Source organism: Xylanimonas sp. McL0601 (assembly GCF_049852175.1).
Classification (GTDB): domain Bacteria; phylum Actinomycetota; class Actinomycetes; order Actinomycetales; family Cellulomonadaceae; genus Xylanimonas.
Genome location: NZ_CP187527.1, coordinates 3592277 through 3615356 on the forward strand (window position 1 = coordinate 3592277; position 23080 = coordinate 3615356).

Below are 23080 nucleotides of genomic sequence, written 5' to 3' on the forward strand. Positions count from 1 at the left end.
GCGACGGCCACCACGACCGTGCACCCCGCCTCATGCGGTGCGCGCCCTCTCCTGCGGGGCGGCGACCTCGGCGAGGATGCGGGTGGTGACGTGCTCGGGCGTCGCGCCCGCGAACTCTGCCTCCGGGTCGAGGGTGAGGCGGTGCGTCCAGACGGGGTGCGCCAGCTCCTTGATGTCGTCGGGCAGCACGTAGTTGCGGCCGTGCGCGGCGGCCCACACCTTCGCGGAGCGCACCAGCGCGAGCGCGCCGCGCACGGAGACGCCGACGCGGACCTCGGGTGCGTTGCGCGTCTCCTCGGCCAGGCGCGAGACGTACTCGAGCACCGCGGGGTCGACGTGGGTGGTCGCGGCGAGCTCGGCCATCTCGACGAGGGCCTGCGTGGTCACGAGCGGCTGCAGCGCGGCGGAGCGGTCGCGCACCGCGGCGCCCGAGAGGATCTCCACCGTCGAGGCGTGGTCGGGGTAGCCCACGGAGGTCTTCATGAGAAAGCGGTCGAGCTGCGCCTCGGGCAGGCGATAGGTGCCGGCCTGCTCGATGGGGTTCTGCGTCGCGATGACCATGAACGGGCGCCCGACGGCGTGGGGCACGCCGTCCACCGTGACCCGGCCCTCTTCCATGACCTCGAGCAGCGCCGACTGGGTCTTCGGGGAAGCCCGGTTGATCTCGTCGGCGAGCACGATCGACGCGAAGACGGGGCCTTGGTGGAAGTCGAACTTGCCCGACTTCTGGTCGTAGATCGTCACGCCCGTCACGTCGGACGGAAGGAGGTCCGGCGTGAACTGGATGCGGCTGTTGGTGCCCTGGACGCTCGCGGCCATCGCGCGGGCCAGCGACGTCTTGCCGGTGCCCGGCGCGTCCTCGAGCAGCAGGTGGCCCTCGGCGAGCATGCACGTGAAGGCCAGGCGCACGACCGGGGCCTTGCCCAGGAGCGCCTGCCCGACGTTGCCCACCAGGCGGTCGAAGGTCTGAGCGAACCAGGCGGCCTGCTCGGGGGTCATGGTCGTCATCGGTGGTGGTCCTCTTCCGTTCCTGTTCTCGGGGTGTGCGGGCGCGGGGTCGCGGCGCTACCAGACGCGTGGTTCGTAGAGGGTGCCGTCGATCCGGACGGCGACCTGCGTGCCCAGGTACCCGTAGTAGCAGGTCAGCTGGACCGACCCGTTCGCCGGGAGGCTCCGGGTCTTCCCGGACCCCGGGTCGACGATGTTGTGCCAGCCCGAGGCGTCGGGGTTGGTGCCCGACCAGCACTCGACGTCGTGGCTGCCCGCCGGGAAGTCCGACGTGTTGAGCGTGTAGTACGCGCAGCCGGAGCTGCTGCAGCCGGTCTGGCCGACGGCGGTGCTGCCGTGCGTCACCCACGCCCTCGGGGCCGGCGGGTCGTCCGTCGTGCCGCTCGCGGTGGCCCAGCCGCTCCAGCCCGCCGCGTTGTGGGCCCGCGCCTCGAGCCTGAACGTGATCGAGTATCCCGGGCTGACCTGAACGTCGAACGGCCAGGAGGTCGCGGTGCCGGAGTTCGTCTGCGAACCGTCGCGGAAGAGCCGCCACTCGACCTGGTCGACCGCGGCGCCGCCGTCGCCCGACGGCCCGGCCACCGAGAAGTAGCCGTCCTGCGCGCCCTGCTTGTGCCACGCCGGCTGCGGCGCGCCCGGCGTCGTGAACGGCACGACGCCGGCGGAGGCCGCCGACTGCGCGCCGCAGCGCTGGGCGTTGCACGCCTCGACCGTGAAGGTGTACGTCGAGGTCGGCGTGAGCCCGGAGACGTCGACCGCGGTCCCCGTGAGGCCCGACCGGATCAGCGCGCCGTCCTGGTAGACGTTGTAGTTCCCTCCGCCGCCGTTGAACGACCCGGGCGCGTTCCACGCCACCTGGATCGCGCCCGCACCGGTGCGCGCCGCGGACGGGGCGCCGAGGGTGTCGGGCGTGCCGGACGGCACGGTGGCGTTCGACAACGCGGAGGCGGCCGACTTCCCGGCCTTGTTCTCGGCGGTGACGCTGTAGGAGTAGCTCGACGCCTTGTCGAGACCGCTGACCGTCGTGGTCGTCGCCCCGCCGGTGACCTCGATGGTCCGGGTGGGTACGCCGTCCTGGAGCTCGTCGACCCAGTACGTCGCCACCTTGTCGCCGTTCTCGAACGGCGCGGTCCACGACAGCGTCAGCTGGCCGCCGATCACCGTCTCGGCGTTGGTCGTGGTGGGCGCCGCGGGCTGGTCGGGCAGGCCGGCCGGGACCTCGTCGGCGGACCACTCGCCCCAGTCGGAGGGCTCGGGCGCCTGGTTGCGGGCCTGCACGCGCACCTTGTACGCGGTGCCGTTCGTCAGGCCCGTCCACGTGACAGGGCTCGATACGCACTCCTGCTGGATCGCGCCCGACGCGGGGGCCGGCGAGATCTCGAGGTTCACGCACTCGACCGCCGACCGGTCGGTGTACGTCTTGTTCGTCCACGACACGGTGAGGCTCTGGTCGCCGAAGACGAGCGTCGGCGCCGCAGGCGGGTCCGGGCGCTCGTCGGGCCGCGCCTCGGCCGACGCCGGCGACGGGTCGGACTCGCCGACGTCGTTGTGCGCGACGACGGTGAAGTGGTACCGCACGTCGTTGGTCAGCCCGTCGAGGGTGCACGTGGTGGTGCCGCACTCGTGCGCGGTGCCCTGGTCGGACGTCACCGTGTAGCTCGTGATGGGTGAGCCGTTGTCAGCCGGCGGGTCCCAGGAGAGCACCACGGTGTGCGAGCGCACCTCCTCGACGTGCGGCGTCGTCGGCGGCTCGGGGCGGCCCAGGACGGTGATGGTGGCGCGGCCCTCGACCTCGCGGTCCGGGTCGCCCGTCGCGTCGCCCACGCGGTAGCGCACCACCATGACGCCGACGAAGTCGCTCGCCGGGGTCACGGCGAGGACGCCGCCCGACACGCTCGTGCTGCCCTCGACCTGGCCGGTCTCGACCACGGCGTCGAGCAGGTGGAGGTCCTGACCCGGGAACGGGTTGGTGTCGTTGCGCAGCACGTCGACCGTCACGGGCTCGCCCTGGTGCGCGTCGGCGACGGTGTCGGGGTTGGCCCGCACGAGGGGGCGGGTCGACGCCACGACGTCGAGCCGGACCTTGCCCTCGACGGCGGCGTTGGTCGGGTCGGCCGCGGTGAAGGTCAAGAGCTCCGACGTGCCCTTGGCGACGCCCGCCTCCGCCTGCACGTGCAGCGTCGAGCCCTCGACCGTCACCGTCACGCCCTTGCCGCCCGCGGCGGCGGTGAACGTGAGCGGGTCGCCGTCGGGATCGGTCGCCAGCCGCGACAGGTCGAGCTGCGACTCCTCGCCGGCGGCGACCTGCACGCTGCCCGCGGTCAGGACCGGCGGCTGGTTCTCGGCCGGGACCACGGTGATCGGCTGGGTCAGCAGGGCCTTGAGCCCGTCCGGGTCGTCCGGGCCGCTGCCGTCGGTCACCTCGAACGTCACCGCGGCGGGTCCGGCGTAGCCGGCGTCGGCGGTGTAGGTGAGGGACTGCGGGCCGGTGACCTGTGCCGTGCCCTCGACGGCCTTGACCTTTCGCTCCTCGGTGAGCCGCGGGGAGCGTCCGTCGCCGACCATGACGAGCCGGGCGAGATCGAGGCGCAGCGGCTCGCCCGCGGTCACCTCGAGCGGCGGCCCGGGCCGCAGCGCGGGCAGCGGCCGGCCGTCGGCGCCGGGCGCCCCCGGCACCTGCACGAACGCCTGGGCCGTCAGCCCGTCGACGTCGGTGACGGTGTAGGTGACCACCTGCCGGTGCGCGGTCACCGGGACCATCAGGTGACCACCGTCGGTGACGCGCACGCCCTCGACCTCGGACGAGACCTCGAGCGCGTCCGCGGTGCCGTCGGGGTCGGAGTCGTTGGCCCGGACATCCACGTCGACCGTGCGGTGGCCGTAGACGGCCTCGCGCGAGAGGACGTCGTCCTGGGCGACGGGCCGCAGCTGCGGCGCCGTCGCGCTCGTCGTCACGGTGATGGCGCCGCTCGCGCGCGCGCCGAACGGGTCCTGGACGCCGTAGTAGAAGCTCACGGTGCCCGCGTCGTCGGGCGAGGTGATGACGACGTCGTCGCCGTGGACCTTCGCGTCGAGCGCGACCGCGCCCTCGAGCGCGTCCTTGACGAGGCCGATCCGGTCGCCGTCGGGGTCGGAGTCGTTGTCCGTCGCGGGGATCGCGACGGTGCGCCCCGGGCGGACGGTGAGCTCGTCGTCGGTCGTCACGGGAGCGTGGTTGCCGGCGGCCGGCCGCGCGATGCCGACACGGACGGTGCCCGTCGCGACGGCGCCCCGCGCGTCCTCGACGCCGTAGGTGAAGGTGTCCCCGCCCGCCGACGTCGCACCCGCCTCGTACTCGAGGAACCCGTCCACGAGCCGGGCCGTGCCCTGCGACGGCGGGCTCGCGACGCCCGTGAGCGTCACCGAGTCGCCGTCGGGGTCCACGCCGTCGAGCGGCAGGTCGACCCGGACGGTCGCGCCGGCGAGCACGCGCGCCTCCACGTCCGGCGGGCGCGGCGGCGTGTTCTCCGCGTTGTCGCGCACGTGGACGGTGATCTGCGCGGAGTCCTTCTGGCCGTGCGGGTCGGTCACCGCGTAGACGGCGTAGGCCGTCCCACCCTTCGAGCCCGCGTGGAACCGGACGACGTCGCCCGAGACGAAGGCCTCGCCCGTCGCGGGGTCGGGGGTCTCGACCAGGTCGGGCACCAGCTCGAGCGGCAGCCCGTCGGGGTGGGTGTCGTTCCTCAGCACCGGGATGGTCACGACGTCGCCGGCGTGGACCGTGACCTCGTCGGGCGACGCGCTCGGCGGCTGCAGGCGCGTGGGCGCCGGCACCGGCACCACGCGGACCTCGCCCGTCGCGGTCGCCGTGCCGTTGGAGACGGTGTAGTGCACGATGGCCGGCTGGTCGAGGCGACGGACCTCGGTGATGCGCAGCACCTTGTGCGCCAGCACCGCCACGGTGACGCCGGCGTCCGCCGGAACGTCGACCGACTGGACCACCAGGACGCCGCCCGCGGGGTCGGTGTCGTTCGCCAGCACGTCGACGAGCGTCGAGCCGCCCGTCGGCACGAGCGCCTGGTCGGCCACGACGACGGGCGCGCCCTGGGCCTGGGCCGGCGCGAGCACGTCGACGCGGACCAGGCCGGTGGTCGCCGTCGGCCCGTCGCTGACCTGGTACGTGACGTCGTAGGCCCCCGGGTCGGGCGAGGTGAACGTGAACTCGCCGGCGTCCAGGTTGGGCGTGATGTCGGCGGGCGCGGCGTCGCCCACGCCTACGAGGCGCAGCGCGTCGCCGTCGGGGTCGGAGTCGTTGGCCAGCGGATGCACCGTCACAGGCTCACCCGCGGGCACCAGGACGTGGTCGCCGACGGCGACGGGCGGCGACTGCCCGGCGAGCACGTCGACGAGCAGCTGACCCTCGACCACCATGCCCAGGCCGTCGGCCACCGTGAGGTCGACGATCTTGCGGCCCGTCGAGCCGCCGCCGTCGCGCAGCTCGACGGTGCCGTCGGGCTGGAACCGCACCTGGTCGCCCTTGACCGTGGCGGTGGCGGAGGACAGCAGCAGCGGGTCGCCGTCAGGGTCGCGGAAGTACGGCAGCACCTTGATCGACGCCGTGCCGCCCCGCGCGACGCGCAGCACGGGCTTGCCGGTCTGGACGGGCTGCGCATTCTGACCGTCGGGCGTCACGGCGAGCGTGACCGTCGCCTCGTCGGACTTCCCGCGGCCGTCGTCGACGCGGTACGTGAAGCGGTAGCTGCCGCTCGCCGTCGCGTCGACGACCGCCTGCAGCGCGGCGCCACCCATGATGCGCTGCAGCTCGACGCCCGGGCGCGTCGGCGCCTGGGCCAGCGTGGCTGCGATGACGTCGCCGTCCGGGTCGACGTCGTTGCCGAGCACGTCGAGCACCGTCGTGCGGCCCGGGCGTGCGCCGAGCGAGTCGTCCTTGGCGACCGGCGGCCGGTTGGGCCGTGACCGGTCGACGACGAGCTGGTCCACCTGCTCGGGCGTCGCCTCGTCGGACTCGGACTCCTCACCCTGGACGTCCTCGGGCTTCTTCTGGTCCCAGTCGTCCACGAGGCGGAAGTCCTCGGCCGCCATCCACAGGGTGCCCGCTGCCAGGTCGTTGAGCACGATGGCGTCCCGGTTGACGCGGTACTCCAGGCGGGCGTCGGGGCCCAGCCCGTCGAGCGTCTCGTCGACGTCGTGGTCGCTGCCCGCGCAGTCGCGCAGCACGCGGCCGGTGCTCGACCAGGCGCCGTAGGCGCAGCCGCCGAGCTGGACGGGCGCGGCAGGCGTGCCCTCGGCCGCGCGCACCTGCGCGTCCCCGCCGCCGAGCGGCTGCGTCACGAGCCCGCGTCCCGTCGCGACGAGCACGTGGTCGGACTTTCCGCCGGGCTGCTGCAGCCGCGCGGACCGCGCGTCCGCCAGCGCGACGGCGTCGCCGCCCGGGAGCAGCAGGCGGCCGCCCGAGCGGTCGAGCACCACGGGGTCGTCACCGACCGTCGTGACCTCGACCTCCGCACCCGCCTCCACGTCGAGGCCGCGCCGATCCACCTCGCCCGGTGTGCCGGAGTCGCCCGTGGGGACCGTGTACAGCGCGTGCTGCGCCGGCGCCGCGACGAACACGGTGCCGCCCTGCGACACGGCCAGGGCGCCACCGCCCTTGATCGTCGCGACCGGTTTCGTCTTCTCCTCGTCGAACGAGCCGACGGCGTCGAAGCTCAGCACCCACAGGCGGCCGCGCTCGGGGTCGAGCACCGCCGCCGTCGAACCGCCCGAGGCGACGAGGGCGCCCTTCGGGGCATGCAGTGCGCCACCCAGCTCTACGTGCGCGGGGTCCACGGGCGACGCCGAGCTCGTGCCGGCGTCGGTCAGCAGGACGCGCTGCGCCTGCTGCTGGACGTCGAAGTCCGTCGAGCCGGCAAGCAGCGTGCCGTCGATCGCCTGCGACTGCGTGTTGAACCGGCCGAGCATGCCGGTCGAGGCGTTGGTGACCCACACCCCGGAGTCGTTGAGCTCGACCTCGGCCTGCGCCTGCCCGTCGAAGACCACGGCGGCCGCGACGAGCGACGCGGCGAGCGTCACGACGAGGCCAGACGACACGGCCCGTCGCCGCTCCACTGACACGTTCGACCAGCTCACTGTTGACCCCCTGCGCCGGCGCGGGAAAGGAGTCCGGGCGCCAGCGCAGAGGATAGCCATCGGATGACACGTTTTGTCACCCCCTGGGAGGAGTTGTCCCCTTCTGTGGACAACTCCCCCGGGCCCGGCGCCCCGGTGTCAGGCCGCCCGGTCCGCCAGGGCGGTCGCGAACGAGTCGAGGGCCTCCTTGACCGGCCCCTCGGGCAGCGGTGCCAGGTGGGCCGCCGCCTCGCGCGCGTACCGCACGGCGAGCTCGCGCGTCTCACCGAGCACGTCGTGCGCCTGCAGCCGCGCGACGACGTCGGCCAGCACCACGTCCGACGACAGGTCGCCGTCGAGGGCCGCGAGCAGGTCCGCGTCGTCCGGGGACGCCGCGCCGCGGGCCACCCGCTGGCGCAGCAGCAGCACCGGCATCGTGGGGATGCCCTCGCGCAGGTCGGTGCCCGGAGTCTTCCCGGACGTCGCCCCGGTCGACGCGAGGTCGAGCACGTCGTCGGCCAGCTGGAAGGCGACGCCCACCTTCTCGCCGTAGGCGGCCACGATCTCGACCGCCTCGCGCGGGGCGCCACCGAACATCGCGCCGAACCGCGCCGACGTCGACAGCAGCGAGGCCGTCTTGTCCGCGAGCACCTGGAGGTAGTGCCGCACCGGGTCCTCGTGGTCGTCCGGGCCGGTGGTCTCGTGCAGCTGGCCCAGGCACAACCGCTCGAACGTCTCCGCCTGGAGCCGCACGGCCTCCGGGCCGAGCAGGGCCACGCGGCCCGACGCCCGCGCGAACAACAGGTCGCCCACCAGGATCGCGACCGTGTTGCCCCACACCGAGTGCACGCTCGGGGCCCCGCGCCGCAGCGGCGCGGAGTCCATCACGTCGTCGTGATAGAGCGACGCGAGGTGCGTGAGCTCGACGACGACGGCGGCGTCGATCAGCTCGGGCCGCGTGCCGTCGCCCAGCTCGCCCGCGAGCAACGTGAGGAACGGGCGCAGGCGCTTGCCGCCGGCGGACATCAGGTGGCGCGCCACGTCGCCGGCCAGGCGGTCGGCGCTCGCGACGGCTTCGGCCAGCGCCTGCTCGACGACCACCATCCGCTCCGAGAGCCGCGCGGCGAGCGCGGGGTCGGTCAGCGGGATGGCCGTCGCCGTCGAGGCGGCGCTGGGCTGTGCGGGCTGGCTCACGGGACGAACTTAACCGCCCCGGCGGCCAGATCGAGAACCGGGGACGGCAGGACGCCCAGGAGGACGACGCCGATCGCACAGACGGCGACCACGACGGCCGCGGGCCCCCACCCGGTCAGCACCGTGACGACGGCCCGGGCGACCTGGTGCGGCGCCGTGACCGTCGCGGTGGCCGTGCCGCCACCGGCCGGCGCCGGCGCCCCTGCGGTGCTCGTCGAGCGCCTCCCGGCGGCCTCCTCCACGACCGTGTCGGGCGCCGGCGTGAGCACCATGAGCACGATGAGCCGCACGTAGAAGAAGACCGAGATCGCCGACGCGATGACACCGATCAGCGCGAGCGGCCAGGCTCCGGCGCCGACGGCAGCGGAGAACGCCCCGAACTTCGCGACAAAGCCCGCGGTGAGCGGGATGCCCGCCATCGAGAGCATGAACACGACGAACGCCGCGGTGAGCCAGGGCGCCTTGCGCCCGATCCCGGCCCACTGCGCGAGGTGCGTCGCCTCACCGAGGATCACGGAGTCCTTCTCACCCGCCTCGCCCGTCGTGAGGCGCTCACGGACCAGGGTCACGACGGCGAACGAGCCGACGGTCGCCAGGCCATAGGCGAGCAGGTAGAAGAGCACCGCGCGGGCGCCGGCGTCGTCGAAGCCGACGAGCGCGACCAGGATGAAGCCCGCGTGCGCGATCGACGAGTATGCGAGCAGCCGCTTGATGTCGGTCTGCACGGCACCGACGACCGTGCCGATCGCCATGGTCGCGATCGCGACGGACCACAGCAGCACCTGGACCTCGTGGCGGGTCGCGACGTCGAAGCCCTTGCCCAGGTAGAAGAGGACGCGGACCAGCGCCCCGACGGCGGCCGCCTTGGTGCAGGCCGCCATGAACCCCGTGACCGGCGTCGGCGCGCCCGTGTACACGTCGGGCGTCCACGTGTGGAACGGGGCGGCGCCCAGCTTGAACAGGAGACCGCCGGTGAGCAGGACGATGCCCGTGATCGAGAGCGCGTGCAGGCCCTGCAGCGGGGTGTCGCCCCGGCCGGCGAGCGCGTCGGTGATGGCCGGCAGGTGCACCGAGCCGGCGAACCCGTAGAGCAGCGCGATGCCGAAGATCGTCAGGGCCGACGCGAACGCCCCCAGCAGGAAGTACTTGAACGCGGCCTCCTGGCTCAGCAGGCGGCGCCGGCGTGCGGTCGCGCACAGCACGTACAGCGGCAGGCTCAGCACCTCGAGGGCGATGAACAGCACCACCAGGTCGTCGGTCGCCGTGAAGAGCAGCATGCCGCCCGCGGAGAACAGCGTGAGCGGGTAGATCTCCGTCTGCTGGAGCCCGGCCCGCCGCGCCTCCTCCTCGTACCGGCTGCCCGGCACCGCCGCCGCGGTGGGCGCGAACGCGTCCTGCCCCCCGCTGCGGTCCGCCATGACGAGCACGGCGAGGAACGCCAGGCCGGCGATGATGCCCTGGATCGCCAGGCCGAACGGCGTCAGGTCGAAGCTGTCGCCGACCACGAGGATCGCGTTGTCCCCGACCGTGCCCCACAGCAGCGCGACGGCGACGACGGCGCCCGCGAGCGCGCCGAGCGCCAGCAGCACCTGGACGGCACGGCGGGCCCGCGCGGGCACGAACGCCTCGACGAGCACGCCGAGCACGCCGGCGCCGAGCACGATGACGATGGGCGAGAGGGCCGCCCAGTCGATCAGTGGAGCGTTGAACTCTTTCACGCCGCGACCTCCACGGTGGTGACACTCTCGGTGATGACGTTCTCGGTGCGGAGGGCTGCTGAGGTGCCCAGCACCGGCGACGGGTCGCTCACGCCGACCTGCTCGATCGTCGTCGACGCGGGCGCGTCGACGAACCGCAGGCCGAGGCTGGGGATGAAGCCGAGCACGAGCAGGGCCGCGACGAAGACGCCGGCGACGGTGCGCTCCCGCGCGTCGAGGTCGGGGACCTTGCCGTCGGGCGCGAGGCCGGCCGGAACCGTGCCCGTGAACATGCGCTGGTAGGTCAGGAGCACGTAGAGCGAGGCGAGCACGACCGCGGGGACGGCGATCACGGCCGCCGCGTGGTTGGCGGTGAACGACCCGAGGAACACGAGGATCTCGGACACGAACGTCGCCAGGCCGGGGAGGGCGGCAGCGCTCAGGCCCGCGACGAGGAAGCTGCCGCCCAGGATCGGGGCCACGGTGCGCAGGCCGCCGTAGTCGGCGATCCGCTGGCTGCGGGTGGGATGCCGGGAGATGGCGAAACCCGCGACCAGGAACAGCGCGCCGGTCGAGATGCCGTGGTTGAGCATCATCAGGCTCGAGCCGGCGGTGCCCGTGGACGTGAAGGTGAAGATGCCCAGGATGATGAACCCGAAGTGGGACACCGAGGTGTAGCCGATCAGGCGCAGCAGGTCGGTCTGCCCGATGGCGAGTATCGCGCCGTAGAGGATCGAGACGACCGCGAGGACCACGATCACCGGTGCCGCCCACCGCGCGGCCTCGGGGAACAGCGGCAGGCACAGGGTGAGCATCCCGAACGTGCCCACCTTGTCGAGGACGCAGATGAGCAGCGTGGACGTTCCCGGGGTGGCGTTCTCCGAGGCGTCGGGCAGCCAACTGTGTACCGGCACCATGGGCGCCTTGATGGCGAACGCGAGGAAGAACGCGCAGAACATCAGCCGCCCGGCGGTGTTGTCCAGGTCCAGGTTCACCAGGTTGGCCGTGAGGAAGGTCTGCGGCCCGCGGTCCGCGGCGGGCACCTGCAGGTACAGCGAGATGACGGCGACCAGCATGATCAGCCCGCCGGCCAGGGAGTAGAGCAGGAACTTCACCGCGGCGTACCGGCGCTGTGCGCCCTGCCCGAACCCTCCGATGAGGAAGTAGGCGGGGATGAGCATGGCCTCGAACAGCACGTAGAACAGGAAGACGTCGCGGGCGGCGAACACTGCGACCGTGAACGCCTCGAGCACCAGCACCGTGGCCATGTAGGAGCGCAGCCGCGGGAAGTCGCCGGCCTGCTCCTTCCACGCGGCGAGGATCACCAGCGGCACGAGGCCCACCGAGAGGCCCACGAGAAGCATGCCCACGCCGTCGACGCCGACGGCGTAGCTGGCCCCCAGCCCGGGGATCCACTCGTGGGTCTCCGTGAGCTGGTGCTCGGCCGCGCGCGAGGTGTCGAACGCGAGGAACGCGCCGACCAGCAGGCCCACCTCGACGAGCGAGCCGACGAGGGCCACGATCCGCGCGGCCGGGGCGCCGAACCGGCCCGAGCCGGTGAGCCCGGCCGCGGGGCGGCCGGTCCCCGCTCCGGTCAGCACGGTGGCGAGCGCGGCCAGGAGCGGCCACGCGATGAGGGCGGTCAGCCAGGGGAACATCGAATCCTCCGCGATCCGTCAGCCGGCCAGGGCCCACACGACGGCGGCGACCACGAGCAGGCCACCGAGCGACGTGGCCGCATAGGTCCGGACATAGCCGTTCTGGAACCGCCGCATCCCGTCCCCCGATCGCCGCACGCCAGAGGCGAGCTGCAGGAACGAGGCGTCGACGGTGGTGCGGTCGGCATAGACGAGCGTGCGCGTGAGCACCTGGCCCGGCAGCATCGCCACCGTCTCGTTGAGCGCGTCCTGGTACAGGTCCCGGCGGGCGGCGCGCACCAGCACGGTCGACTCCGGCGCCTCGACGGGCACCGGCCCGACGGCGTACATCCGGAACGCGAGCAGGGCGCCCAGCACCACGAGCACGAGGGTGAGCACGATCAGGAGCCACGCAGGCAGCACGGGCTCGCCCTGGTGCTCGGCTTCGCCGACCACGGGGGCGAGCCAGCTCGTGAAGGCCCCGCCGATCGTCAGCAGGCCGCCGAGGGCCACCGAGCCCACGGCCAGGATGATCATCGGCCAGCGCATGAGCGCGGGCGCCTCGTGCGGGTGGGCCTCGTGGCCGTGGGAGGTGGGCCAGCGGCGCCGGCCCGCGAACGTCATGAAGAACAGGCGCGACATGTAGAACGCCGTGATGCCCGCCCCGAGCAGCGCGGCCATGCCGAACACCCACGGGCGCCAGCCGTCGCCGATGAACGCCACCTCGATGATCCGGTCCTTCGACCAGAAGCCGGAGAAGGGCGGGATGCCGAGGATCGCGAGCCAGCCCAGGCCCATCGTGATGGCAGTGACCGGCAGCACGCGGGCCAGGCCGCCGAACCGCCGCATGTCGACGCTGTCGTCCATGGCGTGCATGACGGAGCCGGCGCCGAGGAACAGCCCGGCCTTGAAGAAGCCGTGCGTCACCAGGTGGAAGATCGCGAACGCGTACCCGACCGGGCCCAGGCCTGCGGCGAGCATCATGTAGCCGATCTGCGACATGGTCGAGGCGGCCAGCGCCTTCTTGATGTCGTCCTTGGCGCAGCCGACGATCGCACCGAAGAGGAGCGTGACCGCGCCGACGATCACCACGGCGAGCTGCGCGTCGGGTGAGGCCTCGAGCACCGGGGCGCTGCGCACCAGCAGGTAGACGCCGGCGGTGACCATCGTGGCGGCGTGGATGAGCGCGGAAACCGGCGTCGGGCCGGCCATCGCGTCGCCGAGCCAGGCCTGCAGCGGGAACTGCGCCGACTTGCCGCACGCGGCGAGCAGCAGCATGAGCCCCATCGCCGTCGCCACGCCGGCGCCCAGGCCGCCCGCACCGCCCAGCACGTCCTCGAAGCTCACCGAGCCGAACTGCCAGACCATGAGCATCATCGCCACGATCAGGCCCATGTCGCCCACGCGGTTCATGACGAAGGCCTTCTTGCCCGCGACCGCGTAGTCGAGCCGGTGGTCCCAGAACCCGATGAGCAGGAACGACGCCAGACCCACGCCCTCCCAGCCGACGAACAGCAGCAGATAGTTGTCGGCGAGGACGAGCAGGAGCATCGCCGCGACGAACAGGTTGAGGTAGCCGAAGAACCGGCGTCGCGAGGCGTCGAGCTCCATGTAGGCCACGGAGTAGACGTGGATCAACGTGCCCACGAACGTCACGAGCATGACGAAGGTCAGGGACAGCGGGTCGATCCGGAAGGCGGCCTCGACGTGCAGCGGGCCTGCCACGATCCAGGTGCCGAAGCTCGAGATGCCCGTGCGGTCGTCCGCGGGCTGCCCGAGCGTGTCGATCAGCAGCACCAGCCCGAGGACGAAGCTCGCCGTCGGGGCGAGGACGCCCAGCCAGTGGCCCCAGCGGTCGGAGCGGCGACCGCCCAGCAGCAGGATCGCGGCCCCGATCAGCGGGAACGCGACGAGCCAGGGTGCGAGACCCAGGGTCTGCATGTCCTTCCCCTCAGCCGTTGAGCAGGTTGACGTCGTCGACCGAGGCCGAGCGGCGGGTGCGGAAGATCGTCACGATGATCGCCAGGCCGACGACGACCTCGGCGGCGGCCACGACCATCACGAAGAAGGCGAGCACCTGCCCCGTGAGGTCGCCGTGGATGCGCGCGAACGTGACGAACGCGAGGTTGGTCGCGTTGAGCATGAGCTCGATGCCCATGAACACGACGATGGCGTTGCGACGCAGCAGCACGGTGGCGGCCCCGATCGAGAACAGGATCACCGCGAGCACCAGGTAGTTGGTGACGGCCATCAGTCCTGCGCCTCCTCGTCGTCGGTGGTCGGGCCCGTCGAGGCCCGGGAGCTTGTCGAGACCACGCCGTCGTCGATGAGGGTGATCTCGCCGGGCTCGGCCACGGCGACGGCGGGCAGCCCCAGCCGCGCGCGGAGCGTCTCCTCGGCGGTGAGCACCTCGACGGCCGTGCGCTGCTGGCCGCGGATGCGCAGCACGCGCGGCACCGAGTGCTCGAGCGGGTGCCCGTCCGGCCCGAGCGCCGGGGTGTCCATCGCGTTGTTCTGCGCGTAGACGCCGGGCGCGGGCAGCGGCGTCAGCGGCCGCCCCTCGGCCACCGCGGCGACGCGTTCGCGTGCCATCGTCCGCTGCGTGCGGTGCACGCCCAGGCGACGCCGGTGCGTGAGCACCAGGCCGGCGACCGCCGCGGTCACGAGCAGGACGCCGATGACCTCCATGGCGATGACGTAGTCGCCGAACAGGATCGCGGCGAGCCCCGTGGGGTTGGTCTGCGCGTTGGCGAGGTCCAGCCCGACGGCGGGCGGCAGGTGCGTGCGACCCAGCACGCCCAGCAGCACCACGAGCAGCCCGGCGCCGAACAGCACGCCGATCCAGCGCTGGCCGCGGATGGTCTCGGTGAGCGAGTCCGCGGAGTCGATGCCCACGAGCATGAGCACGAACAGGAACAGCATCATGACCGCGCCGGTGTAGACGACCACCTGCGCGACCCCGAGGAACGGCGCCTCGTTCGCCACGTAGAGCATGGCCAGCGAGATCATCACGAACACCACGCACATCGCCGCGTGCACCGCGCGGCGCACGAACAGCAGCCCGAGCGCGGCGATCACCATGAGCGGGGCGAGGACCCCGAAGAGGGCGGCCTCGCCGCTGGTCGTCGTCATCGCGTCACTCCCCTCACGCCGGCGGCGGTCGCGGCCACCGCGGAGGCGTCAGGCGCGTCGCCCACGCGGTTCTCGCCCACGCGCCCGCCCTCGGCGGCCGCCTTGGTGTAGTTGGCCTTGGTGGCCGGCGGCCGCAGCACGTGCTGCGTGGGCTCGGGCGCCGGGGCGTTGCCCTCGACGACGGCGGTGGCCGCGTCGAGCGTCGGGTCGTCGGGCCGGTGCTCGCGCACCCAGGCCACCTGCTCCGCCGTCGGCGCCGTGACCTGGCCCTGGTAGTAGTCGGTGTCGGTGGTGCCCTCGACCATCGGGTGCGGGACCGCGAGGGTTCCCCGTGAGGGCGGGGCCAGCAGGTCCTGCTTCTCGTAGATCATCCCGGCCCGGGTCGGGCCCGCGAGCTCGTAGTCGTTGGTCATGGTGAGCGCCCGGGTGGGGCACGCCTCGATGCACAGCCCGCAGAAGATGCAGCGCAGGTAGTTGATCTGGTAGACGCGCCCGTACCGCTCGCCGGGGCTCACCTGGCCGCCGCCGGTCGCGGCGAGGACGTCGGCGTTGTCCGCGCCCTCGACATAGATGGCGTCGGCGGGGCAGGCCCAGGCGCACAGCTCGCAGCCGATGCACTTCTCGAGCCCGTCGGCGTACCGGTTGAGCTGGTGGCGGCCGTGGTAGCGCTTCGGCGTCGGCACCTTCTCGAACGGGTACTGCTCGGTGACGGTGGGCCGGAACATCGCGCCCAGCGTCACCCCGAACCCCGCGACCGGGGCGAACAGTCGGCCGACCGGGCCCTTCTTGGGCCGTATCGGCTGGTACTCGCTCATCGAGCGCCCTCCTCGGCGTCGAATCCGGATCCCTCGGAACGGGGCGTGCTGACCGCGTCGACCGTCGCGGCGTCCACCGTCACGGGGCGGCGGGCCGTGCGTGGCGACGGCGGCAGGGTCTGACCAGGCATGGGCGGCACGGGGAAGCCGCCGGCGAAGGCGTCGAACGTGGTGGTGCCTTCGACGGGTTCCTCCCGGCGCTCGGGCCAGAAGGTCACCACGGCCACGATCACCACCCCGATCGCGGCGAGCACGGTGACCAGCGTGGTGCGGCTGACGCCGGCGCCGAGCCGCACGTACTGCACGACCGCCAGGAGCACGAGCCAGCCGAGCGCGACCGGGATGAGCCGCTTCCACCCGAAGACCATGAACTGGTCGTAGCGCAGGCGCAGCAGCGTGCCGCGGATCCACACGAACACGAACATGAGGATCCAGACCTTGGCCAGGAACCAGAGGATCGCCCACCAGCCCGTGTTGAGCATGCCGTCGCCGATCGCCGACAGCGGCCACGGGGCGCGCCAGCCGCCCAGGAAGAGCGTGGCGCACACGGCCGAGACGTTGAGCATGTTGATGTACTCGGCCAGGAAGAACCAGGCGAACTTCATCGACGAGTACTCGGTCATGTAGCCGGACACGAGCTCGCCCTCGGCCTCGGGCAGGTCGAACGGCAGGCGGTTGGTCTCGCCGATCATCGAGATGAAGTAGACGAGGAACGCCGGCAGCAGTGGGATGACGAACCAGCGGCCGGTCTGCTGGTCGACGATCGTCGAGGTCGACATCGAGCCCGACAGGATGAACACGCTGACCAGCGACAGGCCCATGGCGAGCTCGTAGCTGATGACCTGGGCCGTGGAGCGCACCGAGCCGAGCAGCGGGTACGTCGACCCGGACGACCAGCCGCCCAGCACGATGCCGTACACGCCCACCGAGGCGCAGGCCAGCACGTAGAGCACCGCCACCGGGAAGTCGGTGAGCTGCGCCGGCGTCGACCAGTCGGTGAACGGCAGGCGGACCTGCGGCCCGAAGGGCACCACCGCGAACACGAGCAACGAGCAGAACACCGAGATCATCGGCGCCAGCAGGTAGACGAACCGGTCCGCCGAGGTGACGTTCATGTCCTCCTTGAGCAGGAGCTTCATGGCGTCCGCGAGCGACTGGAGCAGGCCGAACGGGCCGTGCACGTTCGGCCCCGGCCGCACCTGCATCCGGCCGACGACCTTGCGCTCGAACCAGATCGCGACGAGCACGCTGAGCAGCAGGAACGCGAGGATGAGGACGGCCTTGACCAGGAACGTCCAGCCGTTGTCCTTGCTGAAGTCGGCGACGACCCCGGGGATCATGCGGCACCTCCCTGTGCCTCGTCGGCCTCGGCGACCTCGATGCGGACGACGTCGCCCGGCGAAGCGCCGAGCTGGTCGTGCACGCGGCAGCCCTTGCTCGCGAGGGGCAGCCACACGACGTGGTCGACCATCGCCGTGACGCGCACCGGGAGCGTGACCGACCCGCGATCGGTCGAGACGGTGACGTCGTCGCCGTCGAACACGTCGACCGCCGCCGCCGTGGCCGCGCTCATCCGGGCGACGGGCTTCTTGGCCGTGCCCGCGAGGTGCGGCTCGCCGTCCTGCAGGGCGCCGTCGTCGAGCAGCAGGTGCCACGCGGCGAGGACCGCAGTGCCGGGCTCGACCTGCGGCGGCGTCACTGACGCAGCCTCGGGCGCCGTGGCGCGCTCGCCGGTCCAGGCGGGCAGCACGGCGGCGGCGAGGTGCGCAGCGAGCGGGTCGCCGGCGCCCAGGTCGACGCCGGCCTGCGCGGCCAGCGCGTGCAGCACGCGGTGGTCGGGCATCGCGGCCGACTCGAGCGCCTGCGGGAACGACCGTACGCGGCCCTCCCAGCTCACGAACGTTCCGGCGCGCTCGACGGGCGGCGCGACCGGCAGCACGACGTCGGCCAGCGCGGTCACCTCCGAGGCGCGGACCTCGAGGCTGACCACGAAGCCCGCCTTGTCCAGGGCGCTGCGCGCGGCCGCGGGGTCGGGCAGGTCGGCGAGCTCTAGGCCGCCGACGAGCGCCCCGCCGAGCGTCCCGGCGTCCAGCGCCCGCAGGATCCCCGTGAGGTCGCGGCCCGGCCCCGCCGGCAGCAGGGCCTCATCGACCCCCCATGCCTGCGCGACCTCGGCGCGGGCGGCGGCGTCGGTGATCGGACGGCCGCCGGGCAGCAGGCCCGGCAGCAGGCCCGCCTCGACGCCGCCCCGCTCGCCCGCACGCCGCGGGACCCACGCGAGGCGGGCCCCGGTGGCCTCCGCCAGCCGCATCGCGGCGCCGTACGCGCCCGGCGCGCCGGCCAGGCGCTCGCCGACGAGGACGACCGCACCGGGCTGGCTCAGCGCCTCGGCGGCATCGGCGATGGCCGACGCCTCGGCCGGAGCCAGGTCCGCGGGCAACAGCCCGCCGCCCGCCTTGGCGGCGACCGCGCCCAGCCACTCGCCCTCCATGCCCGGCGCGGCCGGGAGCAGTGCGCCGCCGAGGCGCTGGAGCCCGCGCGAGGCGAACGGCGCCAGGCCCAGCACGCGCAGCTTGTGCTGCCGCACCGCCTTGCGGAGCCGCAGGAAGAGGTACCCGCCCTCCTCCTCGGCCTCGAGCCCGGCGAGCAGCACGACCGGAGCCTTCTCCAGGTCGGCGAACGTCACGCCGACGCCCGTGCCGGCCACGGCGTGCGCGAGGAACGCAGCCTCCTCGCCCGAGTGCACGCGCGCACGCTGGTCGACGTCGTCGGTGCCGAGCACGGTGCGCGCGAAGCGCGACCAGGCGTGGGCGTCCTCGAGCGTGAGGCGCCCGCCCGGCAGCACGCCGACACCGCCGGCAGCCTTCGCGTTGGCCAGGCCCTCGGCGGCGAGCTCGAGCGCCTCGACCCAGCTCGCGGGCCGCAGTTCCCCGTCTTCGCGGACCAGCGGGGTGGTGATCCGGTCGCTCGCCGACTGCCACGCGAACGCGAACCGGTCCTTGTCGCTGATCCACTCCTCGTTGACCGCCGGGTCGTCGCCGGCCAGGCGCCGCATGACGACGCCGCGGCGGTGGTCGATGCGGATCGCCGCACCGCTCGAGTCGTGCTCGGCGATGCTCGGCGTCGACACCAGGTCGAACGGGCGGGCGCGGAACCGGTAGGCCGCGCTGGTCAGCGCGCCCACCGGGCAGATCTGCACCGTGTTGCCCGAGAAGTAGGAGGAGAACGGCCTGCCGCTGAGGTCGGTGGCGGCGTCGCCGACCACGTCGTCGGCACTCACGCCGGTGGGCGTCAGCGCCGGCAGCGGCGACGTCGTCACGACCCGCTCGCCGGTCGTCCCGTGCGCGAACCCGAGCACGTCCTCGTCGAAGCGGCCGATCTGCTGCCCGGCCCCGCGGTCCTGGAGCGCGATGAACGCGTCGCCCGCGATCTCGTCGCTGAACCGCGTGCAGCGCTGGCACAGCACGCAGCGCTCGCGGTCGAGCAGGATCTGGGTCGAGATCGGGATCGGCTTCTGGAAGACGCGCTTGACGTCGATGAACCGCGAGTCGGCGCGGCCGTTCGTCATCGCCTGGTTCTGCAACGGGCACTCCCCGCCCTTGTCGCACACCGGGCAGTCGAGCGGGTGGTTCATGAGCAGCATCTCCATGACCCCCGCCTGCGCCTTGTCCGCGACGGGCGAGGTGTGCGCCGTCCGGACCACCATGCCCGGTGTCGCCTCGAGCGTGCACGACGCCTGGGGCTTCGGCATGGGCCGCACGTTGCCATCGCGGTCCGGCGTCGCGACCTCCACGAGACACTGCCGGCAGGCGCCCACGGGCTCGAGCAGCGGGTGGTCGCAGAAGCGAGGCACCTGGATGCCCAGCTGCTCGGCGGCCCGGATCACCAGCGTGCCCTTGGGCACGGTGACCTGGACGTCGTCGATCGTGAGGGTCACCGCGTCCTTGGCCGGCTCCACCGGACCGCCGCCCTCTGCCTTCTTGTCCGCGGTCGCGGTCATCAGTGGCCTCCCGCGCCGGCGAGGACGCCGGCCTTCGTCTTCGGGGTGTAGTCGAACAGCGCCGACGCGACCGGGTCGAACGGGCAGCCGTGCCCGTCGATGTGCGCCTGGTACTCGTCCCGGAACAGCTCGATCGAGCTGGTCACGGGCGAGGTGGCGCCGTCGCCGAGCGCGCAGAACGCGCGGCCGAGGATGTTGTCGCACAGGTCGACCAGCAGGTCGATGTCCGCGTCCACCCCGCCCCCGGCCTCGATGCGGCGCAGCACCTGCTTCATCCAGTAGGTGCCCTCCCGGCAGGGCGTGCACTTGCCGCACGACTCGTGCGCGTAGAAGTCGGTCCACCGGCTCACGGCGCGGACCACGCACGTGGTCTCGTCGAAGAGCTGCAGCGCACGCGTGCCGAGCATGGACTTCGCCGCGCCGACCGACTCGTAGTCGAGCGGCACGTCGAGGTGCGCGTCGGTGAACATCGGTGTGGACGACCCGCCCGGGGTCCAGAACTTGAGCCGGTGCCCCTCGCGGATGCCGCCCGCGAGGTCGAGCAGCTCGCGCAGCGTGATGCCGAGCGGCGCCTCGTACTGGCCGGGCCGCGTGACGTGACCGCTCAGCGAGAACAGGCCGAAACCCTGCGACTTCTCCGTGCCCATCGACGCGAACCACTTCGCGCCGTTGGCGACGATGCCCGGCACGGATGCGATCGTCTCGACGTTGTTGACGACCGTCGGCCGGGCGTACAGGCCCTCGACCGCGGGGAACGGCGGCTTGAGGCGCGGCTGGCCGCGCAGGCCCTCGAGCGAGTCGAGCAGCGCGGTCTCCTCGCCGCAGATGTAGGCGCCTGCGCCGGCGTGCACGGTGACCTCGAGGTCGAACCCGCTGCCCTGGATGTCCTTGCCCAGGTAGCCGGCGTCGTACGCCTCCTGCACCGCCTCGAGCACGCGTCGGTAGACGTGCAGCACCTCGCCGCGCACGTAGATGAACGCGTGGTGGCAGTCGATCGCGTAGCTGGTGATGACGACGCCCTCGACCAGGTGCTGCGGGCTCGTCATCATGAGCGGGATGTCCTTGCACGTCCCCGGCTCGGACTCGTCGGCGTTGACCACCAGGTAGCGGGGCTTGCCGTCGTCGGGCGGCAGGAAGCCCCACTTCATCCCCGTGGGGAAGCCGGCGCCGCCGCGCCCGCGCAGCCCGGAGTCCTTGACCGCCTGGACGACGGCGGAGCGCTCCATCGCCAGTGCCGCCCGCAGGCCGCCGTAGCCGCCGCGGGACAGGTAGGTCTCCATCGTCCAGGGGCGCTCGGCGTCCCAGATGTCCGTGAGGACGGGGGTCAGGGTGTCGGTCACTTCGCTTCGCCCTTCTCGCGTCCCGGCGTGCTGCCCGCCTGGGTGTCGGGCGGCGTCGTGGGCTCGCGCTCGGCGCTCGACCCGTGCTCGCCCGCCGCGGGCGCGCCCGCGGTCGCCGTGCCCTTGGCCGGCCCGGCCGCCTGCGCCGAGGGCGCCGTCCAGCCGTGCTCGCGCGCCACCTTGAGGCCGGCCAGCGTCGGCTCGCCCGGCAGACCGCCTTCGTTGGCGAGCCCGTCGGGGAACCCGGCCAGCACGCGGCTCATCTGCTTGAACGAGCACACGTGGCTCGCGCCGCGCGTGGGCGTGACGCGCTTGCCCGCCTGCAGGTCGTCCGCGAGCGCCGTCGCCGACTCGGGCGTCTGGTTGTCGAAGAACTCCCAGTTGACCATCACGACGGGCGCGTAGTCGCAGGCCGCGTTGCACTCGACGTGCTCGAGCGTGATCGCGCCGTCCTCGGTGGTCTCGTCGTGCCCGACGCCGAGGTGCTCGCTGAGCTCGTCGAAGATGGCGTCGCCGCCCATGATCGCGCAGAGCGTGTTGGTGCAGACGCCCACGGTGTAGGTGCCGTTGGGGTGCCGCTTGTACTGCGTGTAGAAGGTCGCGACGGCGCTGACCTCGGCGGGCGTGATGCCCAGCCGCTCGGCGCAGAAGAGGATGCCGTCGCGGCTGACGTAGCCGTCCACGGACTGCACCAGGTGCAGCATCGGCAGCAGCCCGGACCGGGGGTCGGGGTAGCGGGCGACGATGGCCTTGGCGTCGGACTTCAGCGACGTCAGGGTCTCGGCGTCGTAGGTCATCGGTCGACACCTCCGAGGACGGGGTCCAGGGACGCGACGGAGACGACGACGTCGGCCACCTGGCCGCCCTCGCACATGACCGACACGGCCTGGAGGTTGTTGAAGGACGGGTCGCGGAAGTGCGCCCGGTACGGCCTGGTGCCGCCGTCGGACACGACGTGCACGCCGAGCTCGCCGCGCGGGTGCTCGATGGTCTGCCACGCCTGCCCGGCGGGGACTCGGAAGCCCTCGGTCACGATCTTGAAGTGGTGGATCAGGGCCTCCATCGAGGTGCCCATGATCTTCTTGATGTGCTCGAGCGAGTTGCCCTGGCCGTCGCCGCCGACGGAGAGCATGGCCGGCCACGCGATCTTCTTGTCGGCGACCATCGTGGGCGCGCCCTGGGTCTTCTCGAGCCGGGCGAGCGCCTGCTCGACGAGCTTGAGCGACTGGTAGCACTCCTCGAGGCGGAGCACGACGCGGTCGTAGCAGTCGGCGTTGTCCGACACCGGGACGTCGAAGTCGTACGTCTCGTAGCCGCAGTACGGGAACGCCTTGCGGACGTCGTACGGCAGGCCCGCCGAGCGCAGCACCGGACCGGTGATGCCGAGTGCCATGCAGCCGGCCAGGTCGAGTGTGCCGGTGCCGACCAGGCGCGCCTTGAAGATCGGGTTCGCGAGCATGAGGTCGCCCAGCTGGCCGACGTACTTGCGGACCTCCGGCAGGGCCTTCCTGACCAGGTCGCCCAGGTCGTCCGGTGTGTCCTGCGCGACGCCGCCCGGGCGGATGTACGCGTGGTTCATGCGCAGGCCCGTCACGGCCTCGAAGACCCGCAGGATCTCCTCGCGCCCGGTGAACGCGACCGTCATGACCGTCGTGGCGCCCATCTCGTTGCCGGCGGTCCCCAGGCAGACCAGGTGGGAGGCGATCCGGTTGAGCTCCATCATGAGCACGCGGATCACGCTGGCCCGCTCGGGCACGTCGTCCGTGATGCCGAGCAGCGTCTCGGTGCCGAGGCAGAACGCGGCCTCCTGGAACAGCGGCGCCAGGTAGTCCATCCGGGTACAGAACGTGGTGCCCTGCGTCCAGGTGCGGAACTCCATGTTCTTCTCGATGCCGGTGTGGAGGTAGCCGATGCCGGCACGCGCCTCGGTGATCGTCTCGCCGTCGATCTCGAGCATGAGACGCAGCACGCCGTGGGTGGACGGGTGCTGGGGGCCCATGTTGACGACGATGCGCTCCTCGCCCACGACCTCGCGGGCGATCTCGTCCCAGTCGCCGCCGGACGCCTCGTAGAAGCGGGCACCGCCGAGGTCGTCCGCCGCCGCACGGGTGGCGTGGAAGGTTCCGCTGGTCACTTCGGGGCCCCCGCACGA

The 23080-nt window shown here is 72.7% G+C and carries 14 protein-coding genes; all 14 read right to left on the minus strand.

The features are described from left to right. Positions 1–30 precede the first annotated feature (30 nt). Positions 31–1008: an AAA family ATPase gene (locus tag ACO4JP_RS16660; protein WP_425955085.1), complete on the minus strand. Its 978-nt coding sequence runs from the start codon at positions 1006–1008 to the stop codon at positions 31–33. Between the two features lie 57 nt (positions 1009–1065). Then, a complete protein-coding gene (locus ACO4JP_RS16665; RefSeq protein ID WP_425955086.1) occupies positions 1066–7095 on the minus strand; it encodes an Ig-like domain-containing protein in 6030 nt (2009 codons plus the stop codon). Between the two features lie 177 nt (positions 7096–7272). After that, a complete protein-coding gene (locus ACO4JP_RS16670; RefSeq protein ID WP_425955087.1) occupies positions 7273–8307 on the minus strand; it encodes a polyprenyl synthetase family protein in 1035 nt (344 codons plus the stop codon). Further along, positions 8304–10025 carry an NADH-quinone oxidoreductase subunit NuoN gene (gene nuoN, locus ACO4JP_RS16675; RefSeq protein ID WP_425955088.1) on the minus strand — a complete coding sequence of 574 codons (1722 nt, stop codon included), beginning with the start codon at positions 10023–10025 and terminating at the stop codon, positions 8304–8306. The genes ACO4JP_RS16670 and nuoN overlap by 4 nt, the downstream gene beginning before the upstream one ends. Then, a complete protein-coding gene (locus ACO4JP_RS16680) occupies positions 10022–11662 on the minus strand; it encodes an NADH-quinone oxidoreductase subunit M (RefSeq protein WP_425955089.1) in 1641 nt (546 codons plus the stop codon). Before ACO4JP_RS16680 ends, nuoN begins: the two co-directional genes overlap by 4 nt. An 18-nt stretch (positions 11663–11680) precedes the next feature. Continuing rightward, on the minus strand, positions 11681–13582 hold the full coding sequence (gene nuoL / locus ACO4JP_RS16685) for an NADH-quinone oxidoreductase subunit L (protein ID WP_425955090.1): 1902 nt from the start codon (positions 13580–13582) through the stop codon (positions 11681–11683). A gap of 10 nt (positions 13583–13592) precedes the next feature. Further along, a complete protein-coding gene (gene nuoK / locus ACO4JP_RS16690; RefSeq protein ID WP_425955091.1) occupies positions 13593–13892 on the minus strand; it encodes an NADH-quinone oxidoreductase subunit NuoK in 300 nt (99 codons plus the stop codon). Then, on the minus strand, positions 13892–14773 hold the full coding sequence (locus tag ACO4JP_RS16695) for an NADH-quinone oxidoreductase subunit J (RefSeq protein ID WP_425955092.1): 882 nt from the start codon (positions 14771–14773) through the stop codon (positions 13892–13894). The genes nuoK and ACO4JP_RS16695 overlap by 1 nt, the downstream gene beginning before the upstream one ends. After that, positions 14770–15588, minus strand: coding sequence for an NADH-quinone oxidoreductase subunit NuoI (gene nuoI / locus ACO4JP_RS16700; RefSeq protein ID WP_425955093.1), 819 nt, complete (start codon positions 15586–15588; stop codon positions 14770–14772). The genes ACO4JP_RS16695 and nuoI overlap by 4 nt, the downstream gene beginning before the upstream one ends. Then, complete coding sequence (gene nuoH, locus ACO4JP_RS16705) at positions 15585–16928, minus strand: NADH-quinone oxidoreductase subunit NuoH (protein ID WP_425955094.1); 1344 nt, start codon at positions 16926–16928, stop codon at positions 15585–15587. The genes nuoI and nuoH overlap by 4 nt, the downstream gene beginning before the upstream one ends. Beyond that, positions 16925–19588, minus strand: a complete 2664-nt coding sequence (locus ACO4JP_RS16710) for an NADH-quinone oxidoreductase subunit G (protein WP_425955095.1) — start codon at positions 19586–19588, stop codon at positions 16925–16927. Before ACO4JP_RS16710 ends, nuoH begins: the two co-directional genes overlap by 4 nt. After that, on the minus strand, positions 19588–20928 hold the full coding sequence (nuoF, locus tag ACO4JP_RS16715; protein WP_425955096.1) for an NADH-quinone oxidoreductase subunit NuoF: 1341 nt from the start codon (positions 20926–20928) through the stop codon (positions 19588–19590). Before nuoF ends, ACO4JP_RS16710 begins: the two co-directional genes overlap by 1 nt. After that, positions 20925–21725: an NADH-quinone oxidoreductase subunit NuoE gene (nuoE, locus tag ACO4JP_RS16720; RefSeq protein ID WP_425955097.1), complete on the minus strand. Its 801-nt coding sequence runs from the start codon at positions 21723–21725 to the stop codon at positions 20925–20927. Before nuoE ends, nuoF begins: the two co-directional genes overlap by 4 nt. After that, positions 21722–23062: an NADH-quinone oxidoreductase subunit D gene (locus ACO4JP_RS16725; protein WP_425955098.1), complete on the minus strand. Its 1341-nt coding sequence runs from the start codon at positions 23060–23062 to the stop codon at positions 21722–21724. Before ACO4JP_RS16725 ends, nuoE begins: the two co-directional genes overlap by 4 nt. Between the last annotated feature and the right edge of the window lie 18 nt (positions 23063–23080).

Coding starts and splice junctions, on each gene's coding strand:
- ACO4JP_RS16660 (WP_425955085.1), bottom strand. CDS start 1,008: ATGACGACCATGACCCCCGAGCAGGCCGCCTGGTTCGCTCAGACCTTC.
- ACO4JP_RS16680 (WP_425955089.1), bottom strand. CDS start 11,662: ATGTTCCCCTGGCTGACCGCCCTCATCGCGTGGCCGCTCCTGGCCGCG.
- nuoL (WP_425955090.1), bottom strand. CDS start 13,582: ATGCAGACCCTGGGTCTCGCACCCTGGCTCGTCGCGTTCCCGCTGATC.
- nuoK (WP_425955091.1), bottom strand. CDS start 13,892: ATGGCCGTCACCAACTACCTGGTGCTCGCGGTGATCCTGTTCTCGATC.
- ACO4JP_RS16695 (WP_425955092.1), bottom strand. CDS start 14,773: ATGACGACGACCAGCGGCGAGGCCGCCCTCTTCGGGGTCCTCGCCCCG.
- nuoI (WP_425955093.1), bottom strand. CDS start 15,588: ATGAGCGAGTACCAGCCGATACGGCCCAAGAAGGGCCCGGTCGGCCGA.
- nuoH (WP_425955094.1), bottom strand. CDS start 16,928: ATGATCCCCGGGGTCGTCGCCGACTTCAGCAAGGACAACGGCTGGACG.
- ACO4JP_RS16710 (WP_425955095.1), bottom strand. CDS start 19,588: ATGACCGCGACCGCGGACAAGAAGGCAGAGGGCGGCGGTCCGGTGGAG.
- nuoE (WP_425955097.1), bottom strand. CDS start 21,725: ATGACCTACGACGCCGAGACCCTGACGTCGCTGAAGTCCGACGCCAAG.